The organism is Alicyclobacillus dauci, assembly GCF_026651605.1.
GTDB lineage: Bacteria > Bacillota > Bacilli > Alicyclobacillales > Alicyclobacillaceae > Alicyclobacillus > Alicyclobacillus dauci.
Map to the genome: position 1 here is coordinate 1,119,752 of NZ_CP104064.1, position 21,231 is coordinate 1,140,982.

18 protein-coding genes and 2 pseudogenes are annotated in these 21,231 nt (G+C 46.9%); 19 read left to right on the forward strand and 1 reads right to left on the reverse strand.

What is annotated here, in order from left to right:
- Positions 1-27: 27 nt before the first annotated feature.
- Positions 28-375, reverse strand: coding sequence for a hypothetical protein (locus NZD86_RS05545; RefSeq protein WP_268045493.1), 348 nt, complete (start codon positions 373-375; stop codon positions 28-30).
- A gap of 55 nt (positions 376-430) precedes the next feature.
- Between NZD86_RS05545 and NZD86_RS05550 the strand changes: the two are divergent.
- The 19 genes and pseudogenes from NZD86_RS05550 (at position 431) to NZD86_RS05640 (ending at position 21,142) form a co-directional block, all read left to right on the forward strand.
- Positions 431-1,662, forward strand: a pseudogene (locus tag NZD86_RS05550) (ISL3 family transposase).
- A gap of 32 nt (positions 1,663-1,694) precedes the next feature.
- Positions 1,695-2,522, forward strand: a pseudogene (locus NZD86_RS05555) (sugar phosphate isomerase/epimerase family protein); the annotation flags it as partial.
- 23 nt (positions 2,523-2,545) lie between these two features.
- Positions 2,546-3,103 (forward strand): 6-phospho-3-hexuloisomerase, encoded by a 558-nt coding sequence (gene hxlB / locus NZD86_RS05560; RefSeq protein ID WP_268045494.1) that lies wholly within the window; start codon positions 2,546-2,548, stop codon positions 3,101-3,103.
- A 42-nt stretch (positions 3,104-3,145) separates the two neighbouring features.
- Complete coding sequence (locus NZD86_RS05565; protein WP_268045496.1) at positions 3,146-4,174, forward strand: zinc-dependent alcohol dehydrogenase family protein; 1,029 nt, start codon at positions 3,146-3,148, stop codon at positions 4,172-4,174.
- A gap of 14 nt (positions 4,175-4,188) precedes the next feature.
- Positions 4,189-5,268: an NAD(P)-dependent alcohol dehydrogenase gene (locus NZD86_RS05570; RefSeq protein ID WP_268045497.1), complete on the forward strand. Its 1,080-nt coding sequence runs from the start codon at positions 4,189-4,191 to the stop codon at positions 5,266-5,268.
- Positions 5,269-5,289: 21 nt separating this feature from the next.
- Positions 5,290-6,300, forward strand: coding sequence for a zinc-dependent alcohol dehydrogenase family protein (locus tag NZD86_RS05575; RefSeq protein ID WP_268045498.1), 1,011 nt, complete (start codon positions 5,290-5,292; stop codon positions 6,298-6,300).
- 167 nt (positions 6,301-6,467) lie between these two features.
- Positions 6,468-8,021: an extracellular solute-binding protein gene (locus tag NZD86_RS05580; RefSeq protein WP_268045499.1), complete on the forward strand. Its 1,554-nt coding sequence runs from the start codon at positions 6,468-6,470 to the stop codon at positions 8,019-8,021.
- Between the two features lie 78 nt (positions 8,022-8,099).
- The gene (locus NZD86_RS05585; RefSeq protein ID WP_268045500.1) at positions 8,100-9,026 is read left to right on the forward strand and encodes a carbohydrate ABC transporter permease; all 927 of its coding nucleotides are present in this window, start codon (positions 8,100-8,102) and stop codon (positions 9,024-9,026) included.
- A complete protein-coding gene (locus tag NZD86_RS05590; protein ID WP_268045502.1) occupies positions 9,023-9,871 on the forward strand; it encodes a carbohydrate ABC transporter permease in 849 nt (282 codons plus the stop codon). The genes NZD86_RS05585 and NZD86_RS05590 overlap by 4 nt, the downstream gene beginning before the upstream one ends.
- A gap of 23 nt (positions 9,872-9,894) precedes the next feature.
- Positions 9,895-10,968: an NAD(P)-dependent alcohol dehydrogenase gene (locus NZD86_RS05595; protein WP_268045503.1), complete on the forward strand. Its 1,074-nt coding sequence runs from the start codon at positions 9,895-9,897 to the stop codon at positions 10,966-10,968.
- Between the two features lie 47 nt (positions 10,969-11,015).
- Positions 11,016-11,804, forward strand: a complete 789-nt coding sequence (locus tag NZD86_RS05600) for a DeoR/GlpR family DNA-binding transcription regulator (RefSeq protein WP_268045504.1) — start codon at positions 11,016-11,018, stop codon at positions 11,802-11,804.
- 115 nt (positions 11,805-11,919) lie between these two features.
- Positions 11,920-13,461 (forward strand): xylulokinase, encoded by a 1,542-nt coding sequence (gene xylB, locus NZD86_RS05605; RefSeq protein WP_268045505.1) that lies wholly within the window; start codon positions 11,920-11,922, stop codon positions 13,459-13,461.
- A 248-nt stretch (positions 13,462-13,709) separates the two neighbouring features.
- On the forward strand, positions 13,710-14,519 hold the full coding sequence (locus tag NZD86_RS05610; RefSeq protein WP_268045506.1) for a class I fructose-bisphosphate aldolase: 810 nt from the start codon (positions 13,710-13,712) through the stop codon (positions 14,517-14,519).
- Between the two features lie 3 nt (positions 14,520-14,522).
- Complete coding sequence (locus NZD86_RS05615) at positions 14,523-15,668, forward strand: Gfo/Idh/MocA family protein (protein WP_268045507.1); 1,146 nt, start codon at positions 14,523-14,525, stop codon at positions 15,666-15,668.
- 24 nt (positions 15,669-15,692) lie between these two features.
- Positions 15,693-16,898 carry a carbohydrate kinase family protein gene (locus NZD86_RS05620; protein WP_268045508.1) on the forward strand — a complete coding sequence of 402 codons (1,206 nt, stop codon included), beginning with the start codon at positions 15,693-15,695 and terminating at the stop codon, positions 16,896-16,898.
- Between the two features lie 57 nt (positions 16,899-16,955).
- Complete coding sequence (locus NZD86_RS05625; RefSeq protein WP_268045509.1) at positions 16,956-17,714, forward strand: DeoR/GlpR family DNA-binding transcription regulator; 759 nt, start codon at positions 16,956-16,958, stop codon at positions 17,712-17,714.
- Between the two features lie 68 nt (positions 17,715-17,782).
- The gene (locus NZD86_RS05630; RefSeq protein WP_268045511.1) at positions 17,783-18,802 is read left to right on the forward strand and encodes a sugar phosphate isomerase/epimerase family protein; all 1,020 of its coding nucleotides are present in this window, start codon (positions 17,783-17,785) and stop codon (positions 18,800-18,802) included.
- Positions 18,771-19,778, forward strand: a complete 1,008-nt coding sequence (locus NZD86_RS05635; RefSeq protein ID WP_268045512.1) for a 1-phosphofructokinase family hexose kinase — start codon at positions 18,771-18,773, stop codon at positions 19,776-19,778. The genes NZD86_RS05630 and NZD86_RS05635 overlap by 32 nt, the downstream gene beginning before the upstream one ends.
- Complete coding sequence (locus NZD86_RS05640; RefSeq protein WP_268045513.1) at positions 19,775-21,142, forward strand: FGGY-family carbohydrate kinase; 1,368 nt, start codon at positions 19,775-19,777, stop codon at positions 21,140-21,142. Before NZD86_RS05635 ends, NZD86_RS05640 begins: the two co-directional genes overlap by 4 nt.
- Positions 21,143-21,231 lie beyond the last annotated feature (89 nt).

Genomic DNA, 21,231 nt, shown 5'->3' on the forward strand with positions numbered 1-21,231 from the left:
GACCTTGAATGTTGACATTTGTTTGATTTAAACTAAAACAAACAATATATAGACAAATCGGAACATTTTTTGCAAACAAGCGAAAACGGATTCAAAACACAGGTCCATTTCTAACAGGAAGGCGGGTGGACGATGACCGAGGTTAAGCTTGGAATCTGCACGAACTTTGCGATTAAGCGTTGGGCAAACCCGGAAGATTGGGTTCGGTTGGTCAAAGAAGAGGCTCTTCGCTGGTTGAGATGGGTTGAACAAGTCAATCATGGAGGTATAAAAACCCATTGGCAAACCAGAGTTAGGGTCAATGCCTCCTTGTTGTCGGCTTGACATGACTTGTAGGATGCCAAGTTGGGCATCCGTCAAGAGCTTTCGCGGCATATCCTCCCGTTGGTCGGTATTCCACGCTCTCTTGACGTAACAGGAGGTTATCCAAATGTCCGATCCCGTTCTTGACTTGTTCAATCACTCTATTGGCGTTCAATCTCCCTGGCATGTTACTTCGGTTGAATTCAGCAAAGAGAATAAACGTCTTGACATCACGGTCGACTACAAAGATGGAACCAAGTTCCCATGCCCAAATTGCGGCAGTCAGAACACGGACATCTACGACCGCGACACTCGCTCATGGAGGCACCTCAATCACTTTGAGCACGACACATACATTCACGCCAAAGTGCCTCGAATCTGGTGCCATGATTGCTCGAAGGACAAGGGGGTGTACGGACCATCGAAGTGCCCTGGGCACGCAAACGCGGGCATTTCTCATACGGCTTCGAGGCATTCATCCTTCAACTGGTTCGCGAGATGCCCGTTCTGGCAGTTGCACGTCTAGTCGGGGAACATGATACCCGTATCTGGCGTATCGTTCGCCACTATGTGAATCAGGCTCGCGAATCACAAGACTTCTCAGATGTTCACCACATTGCGGTTGACGAAACCTCTACAGCTCGCGGTCATCACTACGTGACCGTTGTTGCAGATACAGAGCAAAGACGGGTAATCTTCGTCACGCATGGCAAAGACATGAGTACCCTTACGCGATTCGTCGATGATTTCACGCGACATGGCGGCGACCCAGATGAAATCGAAACTGTCTGCTCCGACATGTCTCCAGCATTTATTGCTGGTGTTCACAAATACTTTCCTGACGCTTCACTCACATTTGACAAGTTCCATGTTACGAAAGTAATCGGTGAAGCGGTGGACAAAGTACGCCGTGAAGAACAACGCACACAGCCCATGCTCAAACAATCCAGGTACATTTGGCTGAAGAATGAGCACAATTTGACAAGCAAGCAAAAAGAGCGATTACAGGAGCTTCGGCACTTAAATCTCAAGACGGCAAAGGCATACCAGATGATGCTGACATTCAAAGAGCTTTGGATACAGCCAAAGTCCCTTGCCAAGCCGTTTCTGGACAAGTGGTACTTCTGGGCCACGCATTCGCGGCTCAAACCAATGATTGACGCCGCTAAAACCATTCGCCGCCACCAAACTGGCATACTGTCTTGGTTTGATAGCAGAGTGAATAATGCCCTGATTGAAAGTATGAACAGTCTCATCCAAGCCATGAAACGAAGAGCGAAGGGTTATCGCAACGTCGAGAACTATATCTCTATGATTTACCTGTTGCTAGGCAAGTTGTCCTTCGCTTTACCCACCTAAAACAGCGAGGAGGCAAAGAAGACTTCGGGTTAGACCTTATTCAATTTTCTTTCGATCAATATGACCCAAGGTCCGAAGTCGAAGGTTTACGTAGTTATTGCGACAAAGTCCGAAACTGCTGCGAACGGTACGGAGTTCGAATTCATTCAACCTTCGCCGGGCTTTCAATCTATAGTCACAACCTACTCTATCACCCTTTACAAGAGGGACGCAAGGATGCGCTTGACTGGTTTGAGAAAGCGTTTGCTATGACCAACTACTTAGGAGTCAACACAACGGGCGGACCGATTGGCGGCTTGGACATTCGTTCCTTCAAAGATAGTGAACTGCGTTCTAGGTTAGAAGAATCGGCATTAGAAAGTTTGGATTATTTATTAGCAGTTGCAAAACAACGTTATGGAATTCAAACCTTTTTATGGGAGCAAACGCCTGTCCGTCGTGAGGGAGTCGTCACGGTCCAGGAAAGCATTGATTTTTTGAATTCTATCAACCAACGTTCTGCTGGTGAAGAACGAACCCGATTTGAGTTGTGCTTGGACCTCGGCCATTTTACCAGTGAGGAAACGCCGCAATCGGAGCGAGATCCATATTATTGGATTGAACGGACGGCGGATGCCGCAAATATCATTCACTTGCAGCAAACAGACGGAAGGCTAGATAGACATTGGCCTTTTACGAAAGAGAAAAACGCCGGTGGGGTTATACATCTCGACAAAGTTATGGATTCCCTTCGGAAATCTGGGCGGCGCAAAGTACAGCTGTTCCTTGAAATCGGCCACCCGTTTGAAGAGCGTGATGACAAGGTATATTCGGAGTTGGAAGATAGCGTTGAGTATTGGCGTCGCGTGTTGGAACGCTGACGGACCTTTTGGGAGCTGATGAATTGGACTTCTCACAGATTACCCAGCAAGTCACTGTTGATTTAGACCGTGCCCTGAAAGAAATACAGGTTGACCAAATCGAAGACTTCATCACACGGATTAAAACGACGAAACGAGTCTTTGTCTATGGTTTAGGCAGAGAGCGACTCGTTTTGCAGGCTTTCGCAATGAGGTTAATGCACCTTGGGTTTGATGTCCACGTCGTTGGCGATGTGACGACTCCTCGTATCGGAAAGGATGACTTGTTCGTTACGAGTTCGGGGACGGGATACTTATCCACAGTGGCTGCTTTAATGCCGATTGCCAAAGAAGCGGGGGCGAACATCGCGTTAGTGACTGCGGCGGCAGATTCACCGCTGCTTGAGCACGTCGATACCTGCGTCCTAATTAGTGTCAAAACGATGCGGGATGACCCATCCGCTCAGTCGTCCATCCAGCCGCTTGGAGCGCTCTTCGAGCAAACCATGTATCTAATGTTGGATTCAATTGTTTTAAGGTTGAAGCAATCAATGAATATAACCGATGAGAGTATGACTGAGTTTCATACAAACTTAGAGTAGTAAGGTCCTTCGAAAAACATTTCTCGTGGAGGTGGATGGTGTTTGAAAGCTGTATTGTATGACCGCCCAGAGTCTTTTTCCGTCACAGAGTTGAAAATGCCTAAAGTTGGGAAAAAACAGGTGCTTATTAAGGTTGCATTATGCGGTGTGTGTGGGACGGATGTACATATCCACAAGGGAGAGTTTATTTCTCAATTCCCTTTAACCCCTGGTCACGAGTTTGTTGGAGAAGTGATTGAAGTTGGTGAAGAGGTCACAGGCATCGAAGTTGGTTCACGGGTCGCCGTTGACAATACGATTTTGTGTGGCCACTGCTATTACTGTAAACGAAATCAACCACTTTACTGTGAAAACTTTTACTCGCTTGGCTGTACCGGACCAGGAGGATTCGCCGAATACGTGGTGGCTAAGTTTGACAAGGTGTTTCCTATTGACGGACTCACGTATGAACAAGCAGTGATGGTAGAGCCTATCTCGTGTGCCGTTCACGGGTTGGATAAGATTGATGTTCAACCGGGCGACAGTGCCTTGCTTTTTGGCGCAGGACCTACGGGTATCGTTCTGGCTCAACTTTTGAAACACTCTGGTGTCAGCAACTTGGTCGTCGCGGCACCGGCTGGCCCTAAATTGGAATTAGTAAAAAAGATACTTGATGTAGAGGTCGTGGAATTATCTCGTACAGACCACCAAAAACACGTTGTAGAGGTACAACAGCGTTATCCGCGAGGTTTTGACATCGTGATTGACGCAACGGGTGTACCGTCTGTTCTGCAAGGATCAGTTCAATTTGCCAAGTTTGGTGCCAAAATTGTGGTTTACGGGGTCTGTGATGAGTCCGACAGGATTGAACTCAGTCCATACGCAATTTTTCACAAGGAACTGAAAATAATCGGTTCCTTTGCCCAAACTCATTGTTTTGACAGGGCTGTTGAATACTTGCAACGCGGTATCGTCAACGTCGATGACTTCGTTACGCACAGGTTTAGTTTGAACGAATTCGAGCAAGCGTTGAACCAAGTGGCACACGGGAAGGACCATATTAAGGTTGTTGTCGATCCAACCTTAGTCTAGTTGGAGGTGCAGAGTTGTCGGGGATATCCACGCCTGAAAAGATAAAGGCAGCGTATCTTAAAAAAGCGCTTGAAGTAACGTTGAAGGAAGAAAATCTACCGACCTTGGGTCCTCACGATGTCCTGGTTAAGGTCATGGCGGTAGGAATTTGCGGTTCGGACTTGCATTACTACGAATTTGGGAAAAATGCGCAAAAAGTTGTGTCTCGTCCCATCCGACTGGGCCATGAAAGCTCAGGAGTTGTCGCGGCAGTTGGAGAGGCTGTGTCTCGGTTTAAACCGGGTGACCGCGTAGCAATCGAACCTGGTGTTGCATGCGGCAAGTGCTCCGCGTGTAAAGGCGGAAGATACAACCTTTGTCCGAAGGTTGCCTTTTTAGGCAGTCCACCCGTTGATGGGGCCTTAATTCAATACATCCGGCATCCTGAGGATTATTTATTTGCACTTCCGGACGATGTATCTTTCGAAGAAGCAGCTCTCATAGAGCCGTTTTCCGTCGCAATTCACGCATGTCGGAGAGCCAAGTTGCAACCAGGTTCAACTGTTAGCATTGCTGGGATGGGACCTGTTGGTCTACTGACCGTCGTTGCAGCGAAATACTTCGGTGCGAAGTCGATTATTGTTTCAGACCTCGAAGCATCACGCTTAGAAGTTGCAAAAGATTTGGGAGCGACACATGCTGTTCAGGTCTCGAAAGAGGATGCACTTGCGGTTGTAGCAGAAGTCACGAACGGACTTGGGGTTGATGTCGCTTTTGAAACCGCTGGAAGTGTTAAGGCGCTGCACTCAGCGCTAAGAATGGTCAGACGTGGCGGGCAGTTCTTGCTTGTTGGGATGCCGCCAACCGATGAGGTGGAATTCGACATACCACTTATCTCAAGTCTAGAAATTGATGTCTATGGTGTCTATCGCTATGCAAACACATATCCGATAGCCATCAAAATGTTATCCGAAATCAAAGGGTTGGCACAAAAGTTGGTGACCCATAGATTTCCACTCGAAGAAACAAAAGAGGCACTTGAGTGTGCGCGTACCAACAAAAGCAAGAGTCTTAAAATCATGATTTACCCTAATGGTTTTACAAACTACAACTGAACCTACTAGGAGGAAGAACAATTGAAAGCACTAGTTATCGAAGGGCCAAAAACTGCCGTGATTCAAGAGGTCCCTTATCCAACACCAGGGGAAAAAGAAGTAACCATCCGGGTGAAACGTTGCGGTATTTGCGGAACGGACTTTCACATCTACCAAGGTGAATTTTTGTCTCCCTATCCATTGATTCCTGGCCACGAGTTTTCCGGTGTCGTTGAGGAAGTTGGCCCCGGAGTAACCCAGTTTACCAAAGGCGATCGCGTTGCGGTTGATCCATCGTTGTTCTGCGGCGAGTGTGAATTTTGCCTGACCCATAGAGGGAACCACTGTGTGAACTGGGGAGCAACAGGGGATACAGTCAACGGAGCACTTGCGGAATTTGTGAAAGTCCCAGCTCAAAATGTGTTCAAACTCTCTAACGACTTGTCTTTTGCCGCGGGTGCGATGATTGAACCGCTTGCCTGCGTAGTGCACGGAGTGAATCGGCTAGAACTCAAAGTTGGTCAGAGTGTATTGATTTTTGGCGCGGGAAGCATGGGGCAGTTGCTAACCCAAGCCCTTAGTCGTGCGGGTGCGGGTGAACTAGTTGTGGTTGACGTTGACCAATCGAAATTAGATGTTGCTTTAGCCCATGGTGCGACAGCAGGGTATCTCAGTCAGAATATCGATCAGGCCCTTTCACACAGAGTGGGGCACGCAGGTTTTGACGTTGTTATCGATGTCACAGGGATACCAGCGGTCATTGAGACAGAATTCAAATACGTCGCACCTACTGGAACGTTCATGCAGTTTGGTGTGGCACCGGAAAAATCTTCGGTTTCTATCAATCCTTTTGACGTTTACCACAAAGACTTGAGAATCATTGGATCTATGGCTATCAACCGAACCTACGGTGCCGCAGTGAATTGGATTAATGCAGGGCGGTTTGATATTGACTCGCTCATTTCAACCGTTGTAAGCCTCGAGGAAATCCCTGCATTACTCGAGGGTGGTAAGGCTTCCAATGTGATGAAGATACAAGTCTCGTTTGATTAAACTTCGTTTGACTGACTTGTTAAAATTACTCGACAATTATCGAATTGGCGTGCTATACTTTCGTTGAATCTTGTTTGATTTCGTTTACTTGTAGTCGATTTAGGGGGTGATAGACGAGGTGTTTTGATGATTTGAGGATTTATTAAAAATTTCAAGGGGGATCAAGGATGAAAAGCAAACGGCTAACGTTGGCTGCATCAGCAGTGCTCGGTACGACGCTGTTGGTCGCAGGATGTGGAAACACGAGTGGTAACGCTAGCTCCGGCTCAAACACTACCTCCTCAAAGGTAGATGCGTCGCAACAAATTGCTGCTCCATTTCAAGGTGCTGTTGCAGGTCTTCCACAGATTACTGCTCCGAAGGGGTTCAACTGGAAGCAGTACTCTGGCACCACGCTGAATATGATTACTGAGAACACGCCTCCGTCCTCGGCTCTTGCTGAGAATATTAAGGAATTCGAGGATGTAACCGGTATCACCGTTAACATTGAGCAAGCTGACCTCAGCACAGTTGCCCAAAAGGTTGCTCTCGACTTCCAAGCGAAGTCCGATAAGTATCAATTGATCTACGCTGATCCATATCAGATGTTAGCCAAGTATTCCTATGATTATCTCGACTTGAATCAGTTTATCAATGACAAATCGCTGCCGCCGGTTCCAGGCGGATTGAGTGACTTTATCCAAAGCCAGTTGATGGTCGATGGATACATGGGCACCAAAGATCACTTGTATGCTCTGCCATATGATACGCCGACGATGGTTCTTGTCTATCGTAAAGACATTTTCGACAATCCGAAGTACAAATCGTTGTTCCAGAAGGAAAACGGTTTCGACTGGACGCCAGGACCAAACCTCACATGGGAAAAATACCTAACGATTGAAAAGTGGATTAACAAGGAAGTTAAGGCTGGGGTTATTACGGGAGTACAGTACGGCGCCGGGGAACAAGCGAAAGAATACGATTCGTTGCAATGTGACTTCAGTGACGTCCTTGCTGCGTACGGCGGTGACTACTTCAGTGCTCCGAACCTTGGTAGCATTGGTACAACCACACCAGGCAAGTCTCTGATGGATTCCAAGCAAGCAATTGCAGCTGCCACAATTTATAAGCAGATTGTGGACAACGCAGCACCTGGCAGCACATCTTGGGATTGGAACGGCTTGGGTGAAGCGTTCGCTGCTGGTGACGTCGCGATGGCGCCGGAATGGCACGAATTTGCTTCCACTTTTGAAAACCCTTCCAAGTCGAAGGTCGCTGGTAACGTCGGTTACGCGATTCTTCCGAAAGGACCTGTTCGTAGTGCCAACATTTTTGGCGGCACTGGTTTGGCTATTAGTAAATATGCAACACCTGAACAGCAAAAGGCAGCTTGGTTGTTCGAAGTTTGGGCAACATCTCCACAGGCTCAATACATGATTCTGAAGTCCAAAGACGGCGGTGAAACACCGACTCGTACTTCTGTTTACAACCTGCCTGAAATTCAGAAAGGTATGACACCGGGTACTCCGGAATCCAAGGCGATGCCGAACTTGTTATCGATGAACGCAACACTGCAGGCTTGGAAAGCGCAAAACGTGTATATGAGACCGAAAATTCCACAATGGCCTCAAGTTGATAACATCGTATTTACTCAGCTTTCGGATATGTTAGCGAACAAACAAACGCCGGCACAGGCAATGCAAAACATCGCAACACAATCAAATCAAGTAACAGGAAACTAAGTAGAATATAGAGGGAGGTCGACGAAGCACTCGACCTCAATCTCTTCCTTTCAATGAAAACAAGGGGGCATGGAAATCGTGGCAACAAAGTTATCTGAGACCGAGACAATTACCCCTGTTGCACAGCCCAAAAAGGCTAGGCAAAAGAGTGCGAATATAACGGAACGCTGGATGCTAATGCCGTCTGTAATTTTGTTGGCCATCATCAGCTTTATTCCGCTTTTCTATATGATTTACTCAAGCTTTATGAACTATATGATCAATCCAGATCAGCCGACCTTTTATCACTTTCACAACTGGGCCGTTACATTTCATGATAGCGCTTTTTGGTTGTCTTGGGGCAGGACGGCAACGTATGCCATCTCCGGACTTGTGCTTGAGTTCCTCTTAGGAACGGCTTTAGCTTTGGCCATCTACCGACTGCCATGGGGGCAAAACATCGTGACAACCATCTGGATGTTGCCTTTGTTCGTCGCTCCGATTGTCACAGGGTTATTGGGACGATTTTTGGTGAACTCGACCTATGGGTTGTATGCTTGGGTTTTGCAACTGCTCGGGGTTCATACTGAAATTTTAGGAAACACCTTGACGGCGATGCCGGCTCTGATTTTGATGGATATGTGGGAGTGGACCCCTTTAATTACCATTATTGTTTTGGCGGGGCTGCAAGCTATGCCTGAAGAGCCGCTTGAAGCGGCCGACGTTGATGGTGCCCATTATTGGGATAAACTTAGATATGTCATTTTACCGTTGATAGCTCGCCCATTACTTGTTGCAGTGCTTGTTCGCTCCATGGATATTCTTCGCTACGTCGACACGATAATGATTACCACAGAGGGCGGCCCGGCCGACGCAACAAAGACCATTGGTTACTACTTGGTTCAGATTGCATTTCAGTTTCAGGATTTCGGAAGAGCTGCCGCGGTGGGCCTGACAATGCTAGTCATCACGATACTCATTGGTCAGCTGTTCGTGCGGGCGTTTACAAGGGGTGAACAACAATGAACAACACAGCCGTCGCAACGAAACGACACGCTTCATTAAGTCTTATCCTGGTCTATATATTCGTAGTGTTGGCACTGATCTGGGCAGTTGTGCCGCTGATTTGGATGATTCTATCGTCATTAAAGACACAGGCAGGTATGTTTTCCATGCCGCCTAAGTTCTTCTTTAAACCAACCTTTCAAACGTACCATATAATGTTTTCATCCACAGGGCACTTTGGGCATTATCTTCTCAACAGTGTCTTAGCCTCAGTTGGTTCCACACTCATTTCGCTAGTGCTAGGAACATTAGGTGGCTGGGCTATTGCTCGCGGCAATTTCAAGCGAGAAAAGGACATTTCGTTCTGGGTCATCAGTACGAGAATGGCGCCAATCCCGGCTGTGATGTTGCCTCTCTACTTACTCTTTTCGAAGTTGGGTTTAATTGGAACGATGGTGGGGCTGATTTTTGCCTATACAACGTTCAACCTTCCCTTCGCGTTATGGATTATGATGACGTTCTTCAAAGATATTCCTCCTGCATTAGAAGAGGCCGCAATGGTTGACGGTTGTACAAAGTTTCGGGCGTTCTATCGCGTGACTCTTCCTATGGCAGCTCCTGGACTAGTAGCGACGGGCATCTTGTGTCTTATGTTTGCCTGGAACGACTACGCTTTCGCTTCGGTCTTCACGAGTACAGCATCACAAACTGTCCCTGTAGCTGCGTCGTTGTTAGTCTCCCAACAAGGCATACAGTGGGGGCAGGCGATGTCAACTGGAACGGTCATCATGGCTCCAATGGTCATTGCAGGACTGTTTGTTCGTAAGTATCTTGTGCGTGGGTTGTCGATGGGCGCGGTTAAATAAAGACTAAATTGGGGGCGGCAACTATGGAAAAACAGGCAAATCAACTACCAGAAACAATGAAGGTGGCTGTCATGACGGACATCCACAAAGTAGAATTAGAGGAGAGACCCGTTCCTTCGTTGGGGTCTAATGACGTGTTAGTCAAGGTCATGGCGGTGGGGGTTTGTGGTTCTGACGTTCATTACTACGATCACGGACGGATTGGCAACTTTGTCGTTGAAAAACCAATTATTTTAGGTCACGAGTGTGCTGGCGTTGTAGCTGCGGTGGGTGAAGAAGTCACGCGTTTTAAGGTAGGCGACCGAGTCGCAGTGGAACCAGGTGTGACTTGCGGACGTTGCGAATATTGCAAGTCTGGTAGATACAATCTCTGTAAGGAAGTTGAGTTTTTGGCCACTCCGCCCTTTGACGGCTCTTTTGCGCAATACATCAAGCACCGCGAGGACTTTCTATTCCCACTTCCGGATAACATGACCTTTGAAGAAGGGGCGCTTGTTGAACCTTTTTCGGTTGGCATTCACGCCTGTAAAAGAGCTCGCGTCCAGCCAGGTTCAACTGTAGCAATTCTCGGTATGGGTCCGGTTGGCTTAATGGCGGTTGTGGCTGCGAAGTGTTTTGGCGCAGCGCAAATCTACGTGACAGATATCGAGCCTGCTCGTCTCGAAGCTGCGAAGCGACTTGGGGCTACAGAGGCGTTCAATGTGAAAGATGTCGATGCCGTCGCCGAGATCAAAAGATTGACGCATGATGCTGGTGTCGACGTAGCAATCGAAACCGCAGGCAACCCAAGGGCTCTACAAACGGGACTAGCAGCAGTTCGGCCTGGAGGTGCGCTAGCTATTGTAGGTTTGCCGGCGCAAGATGAGATTCCTTTGAATGTTCCTTTAATCTCTAGCTACGAAATAGATATACACGGTATCTTCCGTTATGCGAACACCTACCCCCTAGGAATAAGCTTTCTAGCGTCGAACGATTTTGACTTAAATGCAGTGATAACTGATAAGTATCCGTTGGAACAAACACAAGATGCCTTGGAACGTGCACTTACTAATAAGAGCGGCAGTCTAAAGGTGATGGTTTACCCTAATGGTCAGTGAAACGTTGGGGTAAACAGCTGGGAATTTGATAGTTCAGAAAACAGTCAATGAGAGATGGCGAATTTTGTATGCTAAGTATCCAGCGTCAGCAGGAAATTATCGACTTAATTCGAGAAAAACACTCCGTTACGGTGAGTGAATTAGTGGATCGTTTTTCAGTTTCGGACATGACCATTCGCCGCGATCTCGACAGTCTTGAGAAGCGGGGGATCTTGCGGAAAATCTATGGGGGGGCCGTATTAGCAGACTATGTCATGGGCGGCCCCCAGGAAATTGCAATGGATGTTCGAAAAATCGAAGAAACCGACGCTAAATTACGGATAGCCCAGCATGCTTCAGCATTTATCGAGGATGATGACGTCATCATTATTGATGCGGGCACGACGACTTTGCCGCTGATAAAGTTCCTGCAGCCCAGTCCGCATCTTACGGTAATTACGAACTCAATACCTATTGCGTATGAGTTGACAGGATCGTCGGTAAATTTACTTTTGGTTGGTGGGGATGTTCGGGTCACGACTCATTCAACGGTCGGTCCGAAGGCGAAAGAGTTTCTGTCGGATCTTCATGCGAGGAAGTTTTTCATGGCAGCTTCGGGCCTATCATTGGAAAAAGGGCTCATGAATTTCAACTTGTATGAAGCCGAAATTAAGAGACGAATGATGAACATATCGGATGAAGTCATTCTTATCGCTGATTCCACGAAATTCAACAGCCCGTCATACCATACATTTGCTCAGTGGGCAGATATCGATGTGCTCATCACTGACTCCCGTATATCGAAGGATATCGCCGACCAAATTAGAGAACTTGGCGTACGTGTCGAAATTGTCTGATTTGGTTCGACTATGACTTGAAAGTCAGTTCCTTGTTAGTATGGCGGGTTATTGCTTTCAAAATAGGATGTTGACTGCTAGATAGCTGAAAGCAACTGAGAGTGGGGGTGTACTCATGGGAGCCAGACAGCAGATTGCCATTGGAATCGACGTGGGTACGTCGGGTACAAAAGTGATTGCTGTATCTGAGCAAGGAAAGGTTCTTACCAGTGCGGTTGCCGGTTATCCGATGTCAGTTCCGCGTACAGGGTGGGCTGAACAAAAACCATTGGACTGGTGGTCGGGAACTGTTCGTGCGACAAGAACGGTAATGGGGTACGTTGTTAGAAATGTTCCTAGTTATGAGGTCATTTCTATCGGCTTTTCGGGACAAATGCATGGCCTTGTTCCTCTTGATAACAATAAAGAAGTCATTCGTCCCTCGATTATTTGGTGCGACACAAGAACCGTTCAGGAAACAGAGTGGCTGGAGAATAGCTTAGGAAAAGAGGCCATTATCCAGTACACCAGTAATCCCCCTTTGCCTAACTTTACACTCACAAAGCTATTGTGGATGAGGAATTATGAACCTTCTCTATTTCAAAGGATAAGGCATGTACTTCTACCGAAAGATTATGTTCGGTTCAAAATCTGCGGTTCCCTTGCGATGGATATCTCAGATGCTTCCGGAACGCTTATGTTTGACGTGCAAAAACGTGAGTGGTCTACAGAGATGTGTAGTGCTTCCGGGATACCGATTGAATGGTTGCCGGCAGTCGCAGGGGCGAGTGAAGTTGTTGGTTATGTAACCGAGTCTGCAGCCAAAGAACTCAACATACCACGGGGTGTGCCTGTCGTTGCCGGGGCAGGAGATCAGGCTGCGGGAGCAGTGGGCTTAAACGTTGTGGAACCGGGAACTGTTTCGGTCGTACTTGGTACTTCTGGCGTAGTGCTCACACCAACAAACGAGCCATTAAAAGACCCGATAGGCCGGCTTCACACGTTTTGCCATGCTTACGAGGACCGTTGGTTTGTAATGGGAGTTACGCAAGCTGCTGGAGGTTCTTTACAGTGGTATAGAAGAAGGTTTGCTGCTGAGTTTGAACAATTGGCGGAACAAAACAACACAGATATTTATACGTTATTACTCGAAGCGGCCGCAAAAGCTCCAGCCGGTTCCGACGGCTTGCTATTTCTCCCATACCTCATGGGCGAACGAGCTCCTCACCTAGACCCGTATGCTAGTGGCACTTGGTTGGGTATTCACTGGAATCATGAGCGGGAGCATTTCCTTCGTGCGGTTCTAGAAGGCGTATCCTATAGTCTAAAAGACTGTTGGGGAATCATTGCGAACATGGGCCTTGATGCGCATACCTGGCGAGTATCCGGAGGGGGTGCTCAAGGAGAGTTGTGGATGGGCATCTTATCAAGTGTTTTAGGGAGAACTCTGGATGTTATCCAGGCATCTCACGGCCCGGCATTTGGTGCGGCGGTTCTAGGAGCGCAAGGTGTTGGCTTACTGCCGAGAAAAGGAAAGGAACTCGATGCATGGTTCAATGTCGGGAAGCAAAGTTCTCCTGATAGCGACTGGGTTTCTATTTACGACAAGATGTATCCGATGTACAGACAAGCCTATCACGACCTGAAGGGCTTAATGCGCGATTTGTACCACGTTTAGCCTAATCAAAATAGAGAGCGGTGAGTTATCTCATCACTCTCTATTTCGCTGCCTACCTTTCAATCAGCCCTATCATTCATTTCAAAACAAAAAATTCTTACTCATCCAAATATTCATGTTGATTATTGTTTTATACGCCCATATAATATGTTTAAAGTGAACAATTTGTTTGAAATGAACACCGCTTCGAATATCTCTACACAACAAAGGGAGTGTTAACCATGAGTCGTTTACCTCGAATGAACCGAATGTTCAATGTGGATGGAAAATGCTTCGACGTGGCCATAGATCACGGTTTTTTCAACGAGTGGAGTTTTCTATCAGGCATCGAAAATATGAAGAGTGCGGTCGAAGCAATTGTTTCCGCGAGCCCGGATGCTGTTCAGCTCAGCCCGGGGCAGGCTCATTTTCTTCAAGATATCCCCGGTAAATATAAACCCTCTCTCGTTCTTCGCACAGACGTGGCGAATGTTTATTGGGATCACCTGCCCAGATACCTCTTTAGTGACCTTATTGACAATGCTGTTGAAAAGGCAGTTTCATTGGATGCCGTTTGTGTTGTGGTAAACCTCCTTTTGCTTCCGAATCAACCAGAGTTATACCATCAGACGGTAGAAAACGTAATGACGTTACGAGCCAGCTGTGATAAATACGGCATGCCACTGATGGTTGAACCTCTCGTGATGCAAGCAAACGAGATACGTGGAGGTTATATGGTTGACGGCGACCTCAAGAAGATTGTTCCGCTCGTACGACAAGCAGCAGAACTTGGTGCAAATGTCATTAAAGCAGACCCTTGTGATAATGTCGAAGAGTTCCATCGGGTTATCGAAGCTGCTTCTGGAGTGCCTGTGTTAACTAGAGGTGGTGGAAGAGCCTCAGACGAAGAGATTCTTTCGCGGACATACAGTCTTATGCAGCAAGGCGCTTCAGGTATCGTATACGGAAGAAACGTCGTTCAACATGAGAAACCCAAAGCGATAACAGAAGCACTGATGGCAATTGTCCATAATGGAGCTACAGTCAGCGAAGCGATGTCAATTCTAGGTAGGGGTTAATTCATGAGCAAAAAAGTGATTCGTTTCGGAGTTATTGGCTGCGGGCTCATGGGCAAAGAATTTGCAAGTGCAGTGTCTCGCTGGATTCATCTCGAGGGACTCGATTTCATTCCAAGAATTGAGGCTGTCTGTGATAAGAACATTGACGCTACAGGTTGGTTTGCGGATAATATACCGACCGTTAGACTCGTAACAAGCGACTACAACGATGTTTTGAACGATCCCGACATTGATGCCGTTTATTGTGCCGTTCCGCACAATTTACATGCTAGAATGTACGTAGATATCATTTCTTCGGGCAAGCATCTCTTAGGAGAAAAGCCTTTCGGTATCGACAAAGCTGCTAATGACAAAATTTTAGCGGCCATCAGTGCGAATCCAGGGGTGTTAGTACGGTGTTCGTCTGAGTTTCCATTCTATCCAGGCGCATACAAGCTGTCCCAATGGATTCGAGAGGAGAAATTTGGAAAAATCATCGACGTTGAGGCCGGATTCTGGCATAGCAGCGATTTAGACCCGAACAAACCGATCAATTGGAAAAGACAAATTGAGTTTAATGGAGAGTACGGGTGTATGGGTGATCTTGGTCTTCATGTGTTGCACGTACCTCTTCGGTATGGTTGGAGACCCCAAAACATCCGCGCCGTACTGTCCAACATTATTGAAGAACGACCTGGACTCCACGGAAACTTGGTTCCATGCGAAACGTGGGATAATGCGACCTTGGCTTGTGAGGTTGAAGTAAAAGGTCACAAGTTCCCGATGACCCTCTCCATGAAGCGAATAGCACCAGGACACTCGAATACCTGGTTCTTGAAGGTTCGAGGAACGAAAATGTCTGCCGAATTTACAACGAAGAATTCGAAACAGCTATCGTATCTGGTTTATCAATCGGGAGATGAGCAATCTTGGAGAACGTATGATGTCCCCAACGTATCGGCGTACAAAACCATCTCAGGGAACATTTTTGAGTTTGGATTTTCTGATTCCATCCTTCAAATGTGGGCTGCTTTCTGTGATGAATTGGCTCATGGAGATAAGATGTCACAACCATTTCAGTGTGTACGACCTGAAGAGGCCGCTTTCAGCCATACTGTGTTTACCGCTGCGCTGGAATCCTATCGGGAAGGCAAAACAATCTTCTTGTAACAAGTCTTGTGAAAGGGGCATTGCATGGTGAATCGAGAAGGAGCAGAGGTCGTTGTAGCCGGCCACATTTGCCTGGATATTATTCCGAAATTCCACAAGGCAAATCATGAGGTCACACTGGACCCCGGTAAGTTGATCTCAGTCGGAGAATCCATTCTTTCAACGGGTGGAGTGGTGCCGAATACAGGTCTTACCTTAGGTCGATTGGGTTTGCCGACAGTGCTTATGGGTAAAATCGGGGGAGACCTTTTTGGGAAGGCGACACAAAATTTACTGGGTCAACAACCTCACTCCTTCATCAAGCAGGCCATGATTGTCAGTCCGGTAGAAAGTAGTTCGTATAGTATTGTCATCAATCCGCCAAGCGAAGACAGAGTGTTTCTGCATCACTCGGGGGCAAACGATACCTTTAGCAGTGATGACGTTGATGAGAGCGTTTTCGATGGAGCAAAACTATTTCACTTTGGATACCCACCATTGATGAAAAACATGTACCTCCATGATGGTAGGGAAATGGTAAAACTATTAAAGCGAGTTGCGGGTCTGGGTTTGATTACGTCATTAGATATGGCGAAACCGGACCCTGATTCTCCAGCTGGGCAGGTAGATTGGCGGGCATTTCTCAATAATGTATTACCCCATGTAGACCTTTTCTTCCCGAGTTATGAGGAAATCTTGTTTATGCTTGAACGTCACCAGTTTGAGGAGATGTATCAGAAAAGTGTGCAAACCGGGCAGCAGATGAAGATTGATGAGGGCTTACTGAAACAGATGGCGGCCGAGTTGATTGAGATGGGGCCCACTGTCGTGGCGATTAAGCTAGGGAGTGAAGGTCTCTACTTGCGAACGACCCATAATGAGGCTTGCCTGAAGCGGCTGAACCTCATTCTCTCTTCACAAGTCTCGGCTTTGTGGAAGGGTAGGGAACTGTATTCTACCTGTTTTGAAGCAGATGTTGTGGGTACCACAGGAGCTGGAGACTGTACGGTCGCAGGATTTTTGTTTGGCTTGTTGCAAGGTTGGGGACCTGAGCAGGTGCTTACATCCGCAGTGGCGGTCGGAGCATGCAGTGTAGAAGCTGCGGATGCCACAAGTGGCATCCCATCTTGGAAAACCATTGAAGCGCGGCTCTCCTCCGGGTGGAAGCGTCATCCGGTTTCTTTCAACTCCGTGCATTGGACGGAGTCTGAGAGCGGAGTTTGGAAGGGCTTAAGCGACGGATTGAACTAAGTTAGTAGCACCGTCAAGTTCTCAGCTGCTGTTTAGGTATATAAGAAGGTGTCGGACATGGAGGAGCGCTTAAATGCTCGTCAGAACCAAATCTACATGAAACTTTCGCAATTCAATGAGGTGAAAATTAATGAACTGAGTCAAGTACTGGATGTTTCAGAGATGACCATCCGAAGAGATTTGCAGCGTATGGAAGAGCTCGGACTTTTGAAACGTACTTTTGGTGGGGCCATCAAGGTTGCTTCAGAAGACGTGCGCTTATCCGAACGCGAACAACGTATGACTGACGAAAAAAAGAAGATCGGCGAACTAGCCGCAATGTTTATTTCCGATGGGGAAGTTGTTTTTCTTGATGCAGGTACAACCACGTTTCAGATTGCGCGGCATTTACAACTAGGTTCGGATGTGACAGTAGTTACGAATGCAATTCACGTGGCGGTAGAATTGCTCGGAAAGAACATTCAAACCATAGTGGTTGGGGGGACCCTTCTGGATACCACGGCATCTCTAATTGGTCCTATTGCAGAAGATGCGCTTTCTAACATGGCTTTTGACAGTGTTTTTTTAGGTGCCACGGGGTTAGATATCGAACACGGTTTTAGTAACTCGAATATGTTTGAGTCCGAAGTGAAACGGACTGTGATTCGAAATGCGAGATCCGTCAATATTGTTCTTGACCACACAAAGTTAGGAGTTCGGGCTTTAGCGTCATTTGCGAGGCTAGATGAAGTAGACCGAATTATAACTGATAGGGAACCAGATACCGAGATTCTAAAAACCTGCAAAGATGTAGGGGTTCAAGTCGTCTTCATTTAATGTGACGTAGCACCAGGTGACACCTAACAGGAAATTCATTTCAGAATGGAAATGTGAGACTTTGGTAAGTGGTAACTATCGATTTAGCGAAGGGAATGATGTTCATGAAACCACAAAATTTTCACAGGAAGAACTTTGAAATCATTCAGGAATTTCTCGAGCTAAAGAAGGACGGAGATTTCAACGAATCAAGGAGCTTGAATCTGTCTTGGAGTAATTGGGGATTTGGAATCGAATCCTTTGAAACATCCGCCAGGAGACTAGAAAAGTTTGGGGTTCAGTATATCGAACTGCATGGTAACCGCTATGGGGAAAACCTCGGTTATAAAGCTGTAGAGACAAAGAAAGTTTTAGAAGATCATAACCTTAAGGTTTCGGGGTTGTGTGGGATGGTCATGCCAGACTCGGAGTTTTCAAGCAACAATCCATTTGTGAGACAGCGGTGTATCGACTATTTCAAGAGGAATATTGAGTTGTGTAAGGAACTCGGTGGGAGTTACATACTGTTTTCACCAGGTGCCGTGGGAAGACCACAAAAATATGATGACAGCGAGTTTCAAAGGGCAGCAGAAACGATTCGCATAGTTGGTGATTTCTTCGTTGAGAGTGGTATTCGAGGTGCAATTGAGCCTGTACGCCCCGAAGAGGTAAGCATTTGTCATACATTAGGCGATGCGAAGGATTTGATTAATGCCATTGACCACCCCGGCGTCAGACATATTTGTGGTGACATTTTTCACATGCTAGCTGGTGAAAGTCACATTGGCGAAGCGCTAATCAACTACGGAGAAATGATTATTAACCTTCACTTAGCGGATACAAATCGCCGAGCCTTAGGTACAGGCTCCATGGATATGGACATGATTTTGATGGCTTTGTACGTTGTAGGGTATAACCAACCCAATAAATACTGTACAGCTGAACCTTTAGGTACGGGGGCAAATCCGTACCAATCCATGTATCAACTGTCTAACGAAGAAGAACTCGATAATTTGGTCTCTCAAACTGCTGCTTATTTTCGAGATAGGGAAGCAAAAATACTAAGCGCGACGGAGGATGAGCTTCGTAAGCTGTACGGATATTACTAGAGCTACAAGAAACGAGGTGACTCAAGCTGTGATTCGGGTTGTGGGTCTGAATGCGTCAATGGACAGAACACAAAGAATGGTTTCGGTTCACCTCGGAGAGGTAAACCGTTCCACTCACACTGATGTCTACGCCGGAGGCAAAGGCTTGGGTGTTGCGCGTGCCATTAAAACTCTTGGCCCTGATGTAGTTGTCTATGGGTTTGTGGGGGGCATCACTGGAAGATTTCTACGCCAAACCTGTGAAGCGCTCGGCATCGAAGACCGACAGACAGAAATACAAGGTGAAACGAGAATATGCAATATACTGGTTGACGATTCTACCTCACAGGTAACTGTTTTGAATGAGAAGGGTCCGTGGGTCAGCGAAGCTGAAGTTGAAAAAATGCTGCTCGCGTTATTAGGAGATTGTGAGGAGGGTGACATTGTCGTTTTGTCAGGGAGTATACCATCAGGTGTACCCTCTTCTATTTACAGGCAAATGATTGAACAGTTAAATCCAGTTGGTGTTAAGACCATTGTGGACACGAGCGGCATTCCCCTGAGAGAATCGGCCACGGCTAAACCATGGATTATCAAACCAAACCTGAGTGAGTTTCAGGAGTTGATAGGCAGTACAGACATCCCTAGTTTAAAGACGGTTGCTGAAGAATCGAGAAAGTTTCTCAATGAGTCTACATACGCCGTGATAGTGACTCTGGGAGAACAAGGAGTAATTACAGTACTCGAAAACGAGTGTTTTCTGGCAAAGGCCCCTAAAGTTCCTGTTGTCAACCCGACTGCATCCGGAGACACCTTCCTTGGTGCTTTTGTTGTAGACCTTCTTCAAAGCGGAGATATGAAGAATTCTGTAAGATTTGCATGTGGGTGTGCAGCAGCAAATGTAATGAATTTTTCTCCTGGTATTCCTGAGCGGTTTGACATTGGCCCGTTGGTTGAACAGGTTACGATTGAAGAGCTGGAAGTGATGGGACTATGAAGTTCATAGGAGTGGACCTCGGAACGACTCATACCAAGGCTATTGTCTATGATGACGTCCTGAACAAAGTAGTAGCAAGTGAAATTGCCAATACACCTGTTCAACGAGACCACACTGGCTTTAGCCGAAACCCAATTGACATGAGGAATACTGTCTGTAAACTCATTCGTGATGTGGTTCGACAAGTATCCGAGATCAATGAAATAGCAGCTCTATCCGTTGCATCGATGGGTGAGGAAGTGGTCCTTCTCGATGAAGACTGCGAGCCCATCGGAGATATTATTACTTGGTTCGACCAGCGCGGCACTCTCGAATATACTGAAATTTATAATAGGGTTTCGGATGAGTTTTACAAAGGAGTCTATATCGATCCTAGCTTTTCACTGTTCAAGTTACTGTGGATAAAAGACCACCGACCTGACGACCTCAAGCGCTGTCGCAAAGTGGTCGACCTTGGAGGATATATCCTTGGCTGTTTAAGCGGAAACTATCAAGTCGATTGGTCTCATGCGTCAAGAACAGGGATTTTTAACATACGATCGAAGCGATGGAACGAAGAAATATGCCTCATTGCAGAACTTGATGGCGCTATATTTCCGTCCTTAGTTCCCTCTGGCATAAAATTGGGAACCCTTACACCACAGTCCATCAGAGATACAGGCTTACCGCCGCATACTGTCATCGTTTCGGGTGGACATGACCACCTATGTGCAGCTTACGCAAGTGGCGTTCGCACAGGCGGGGAATTGTTTATATCAGCCGGTACGTCTGAAGCGCACCTGCTTCTCTCTACAAAGCTCCTTAATGAGGGTTCTCAGGCGCCGTCAATTGAACAAGGGTGTTTTGTGGACGATAAACACTATTATGTACACGCTGGATTACCATCTGGCCACGTCTTCGCGCAATGGAGAAATCTACTCTATAAGGGTGTAGCTGAATCAGAAATGTATGCTGAAATTGAAAGAGTGTCAGAGGCTAATACGGATATCAAGTTTGTATTTTCGTCCGACTTGAAGAAGCAGTCTCTAATGAATTTTAAGTATACAACAGATAGAGCCACCCTCATGCGGTCGATTCTGGAGGGACTAGCATTAAAATCATCTGAAATGATAGACAACTTAGAGAGTATCTTGAAACATCGAATTGACACTGTCACTGTTTCAGGACACCCTGCCCGAGTTCCGTTGTGGAAGGAAATTAGGTCGTCTATCCTCAACCGTCCGCTCAGCGTCATTGAGGAAGTCGAAACTACCGCACTTGGAGCGGCGCTACTCGCGGTACGGGCATGTCATCCTGACATCTCGCCGCATATCGCAGAACGCAGTATCTGGCCAACTACTAACTTGTGGGGTGGAACAGCATAAAGACATCCAGGCGACCAAGATGCGATAGGAGAGTCACTGACAAAACAAACGTTGAACCGATTCTTTGAGTGCAATGTATGTATCACATC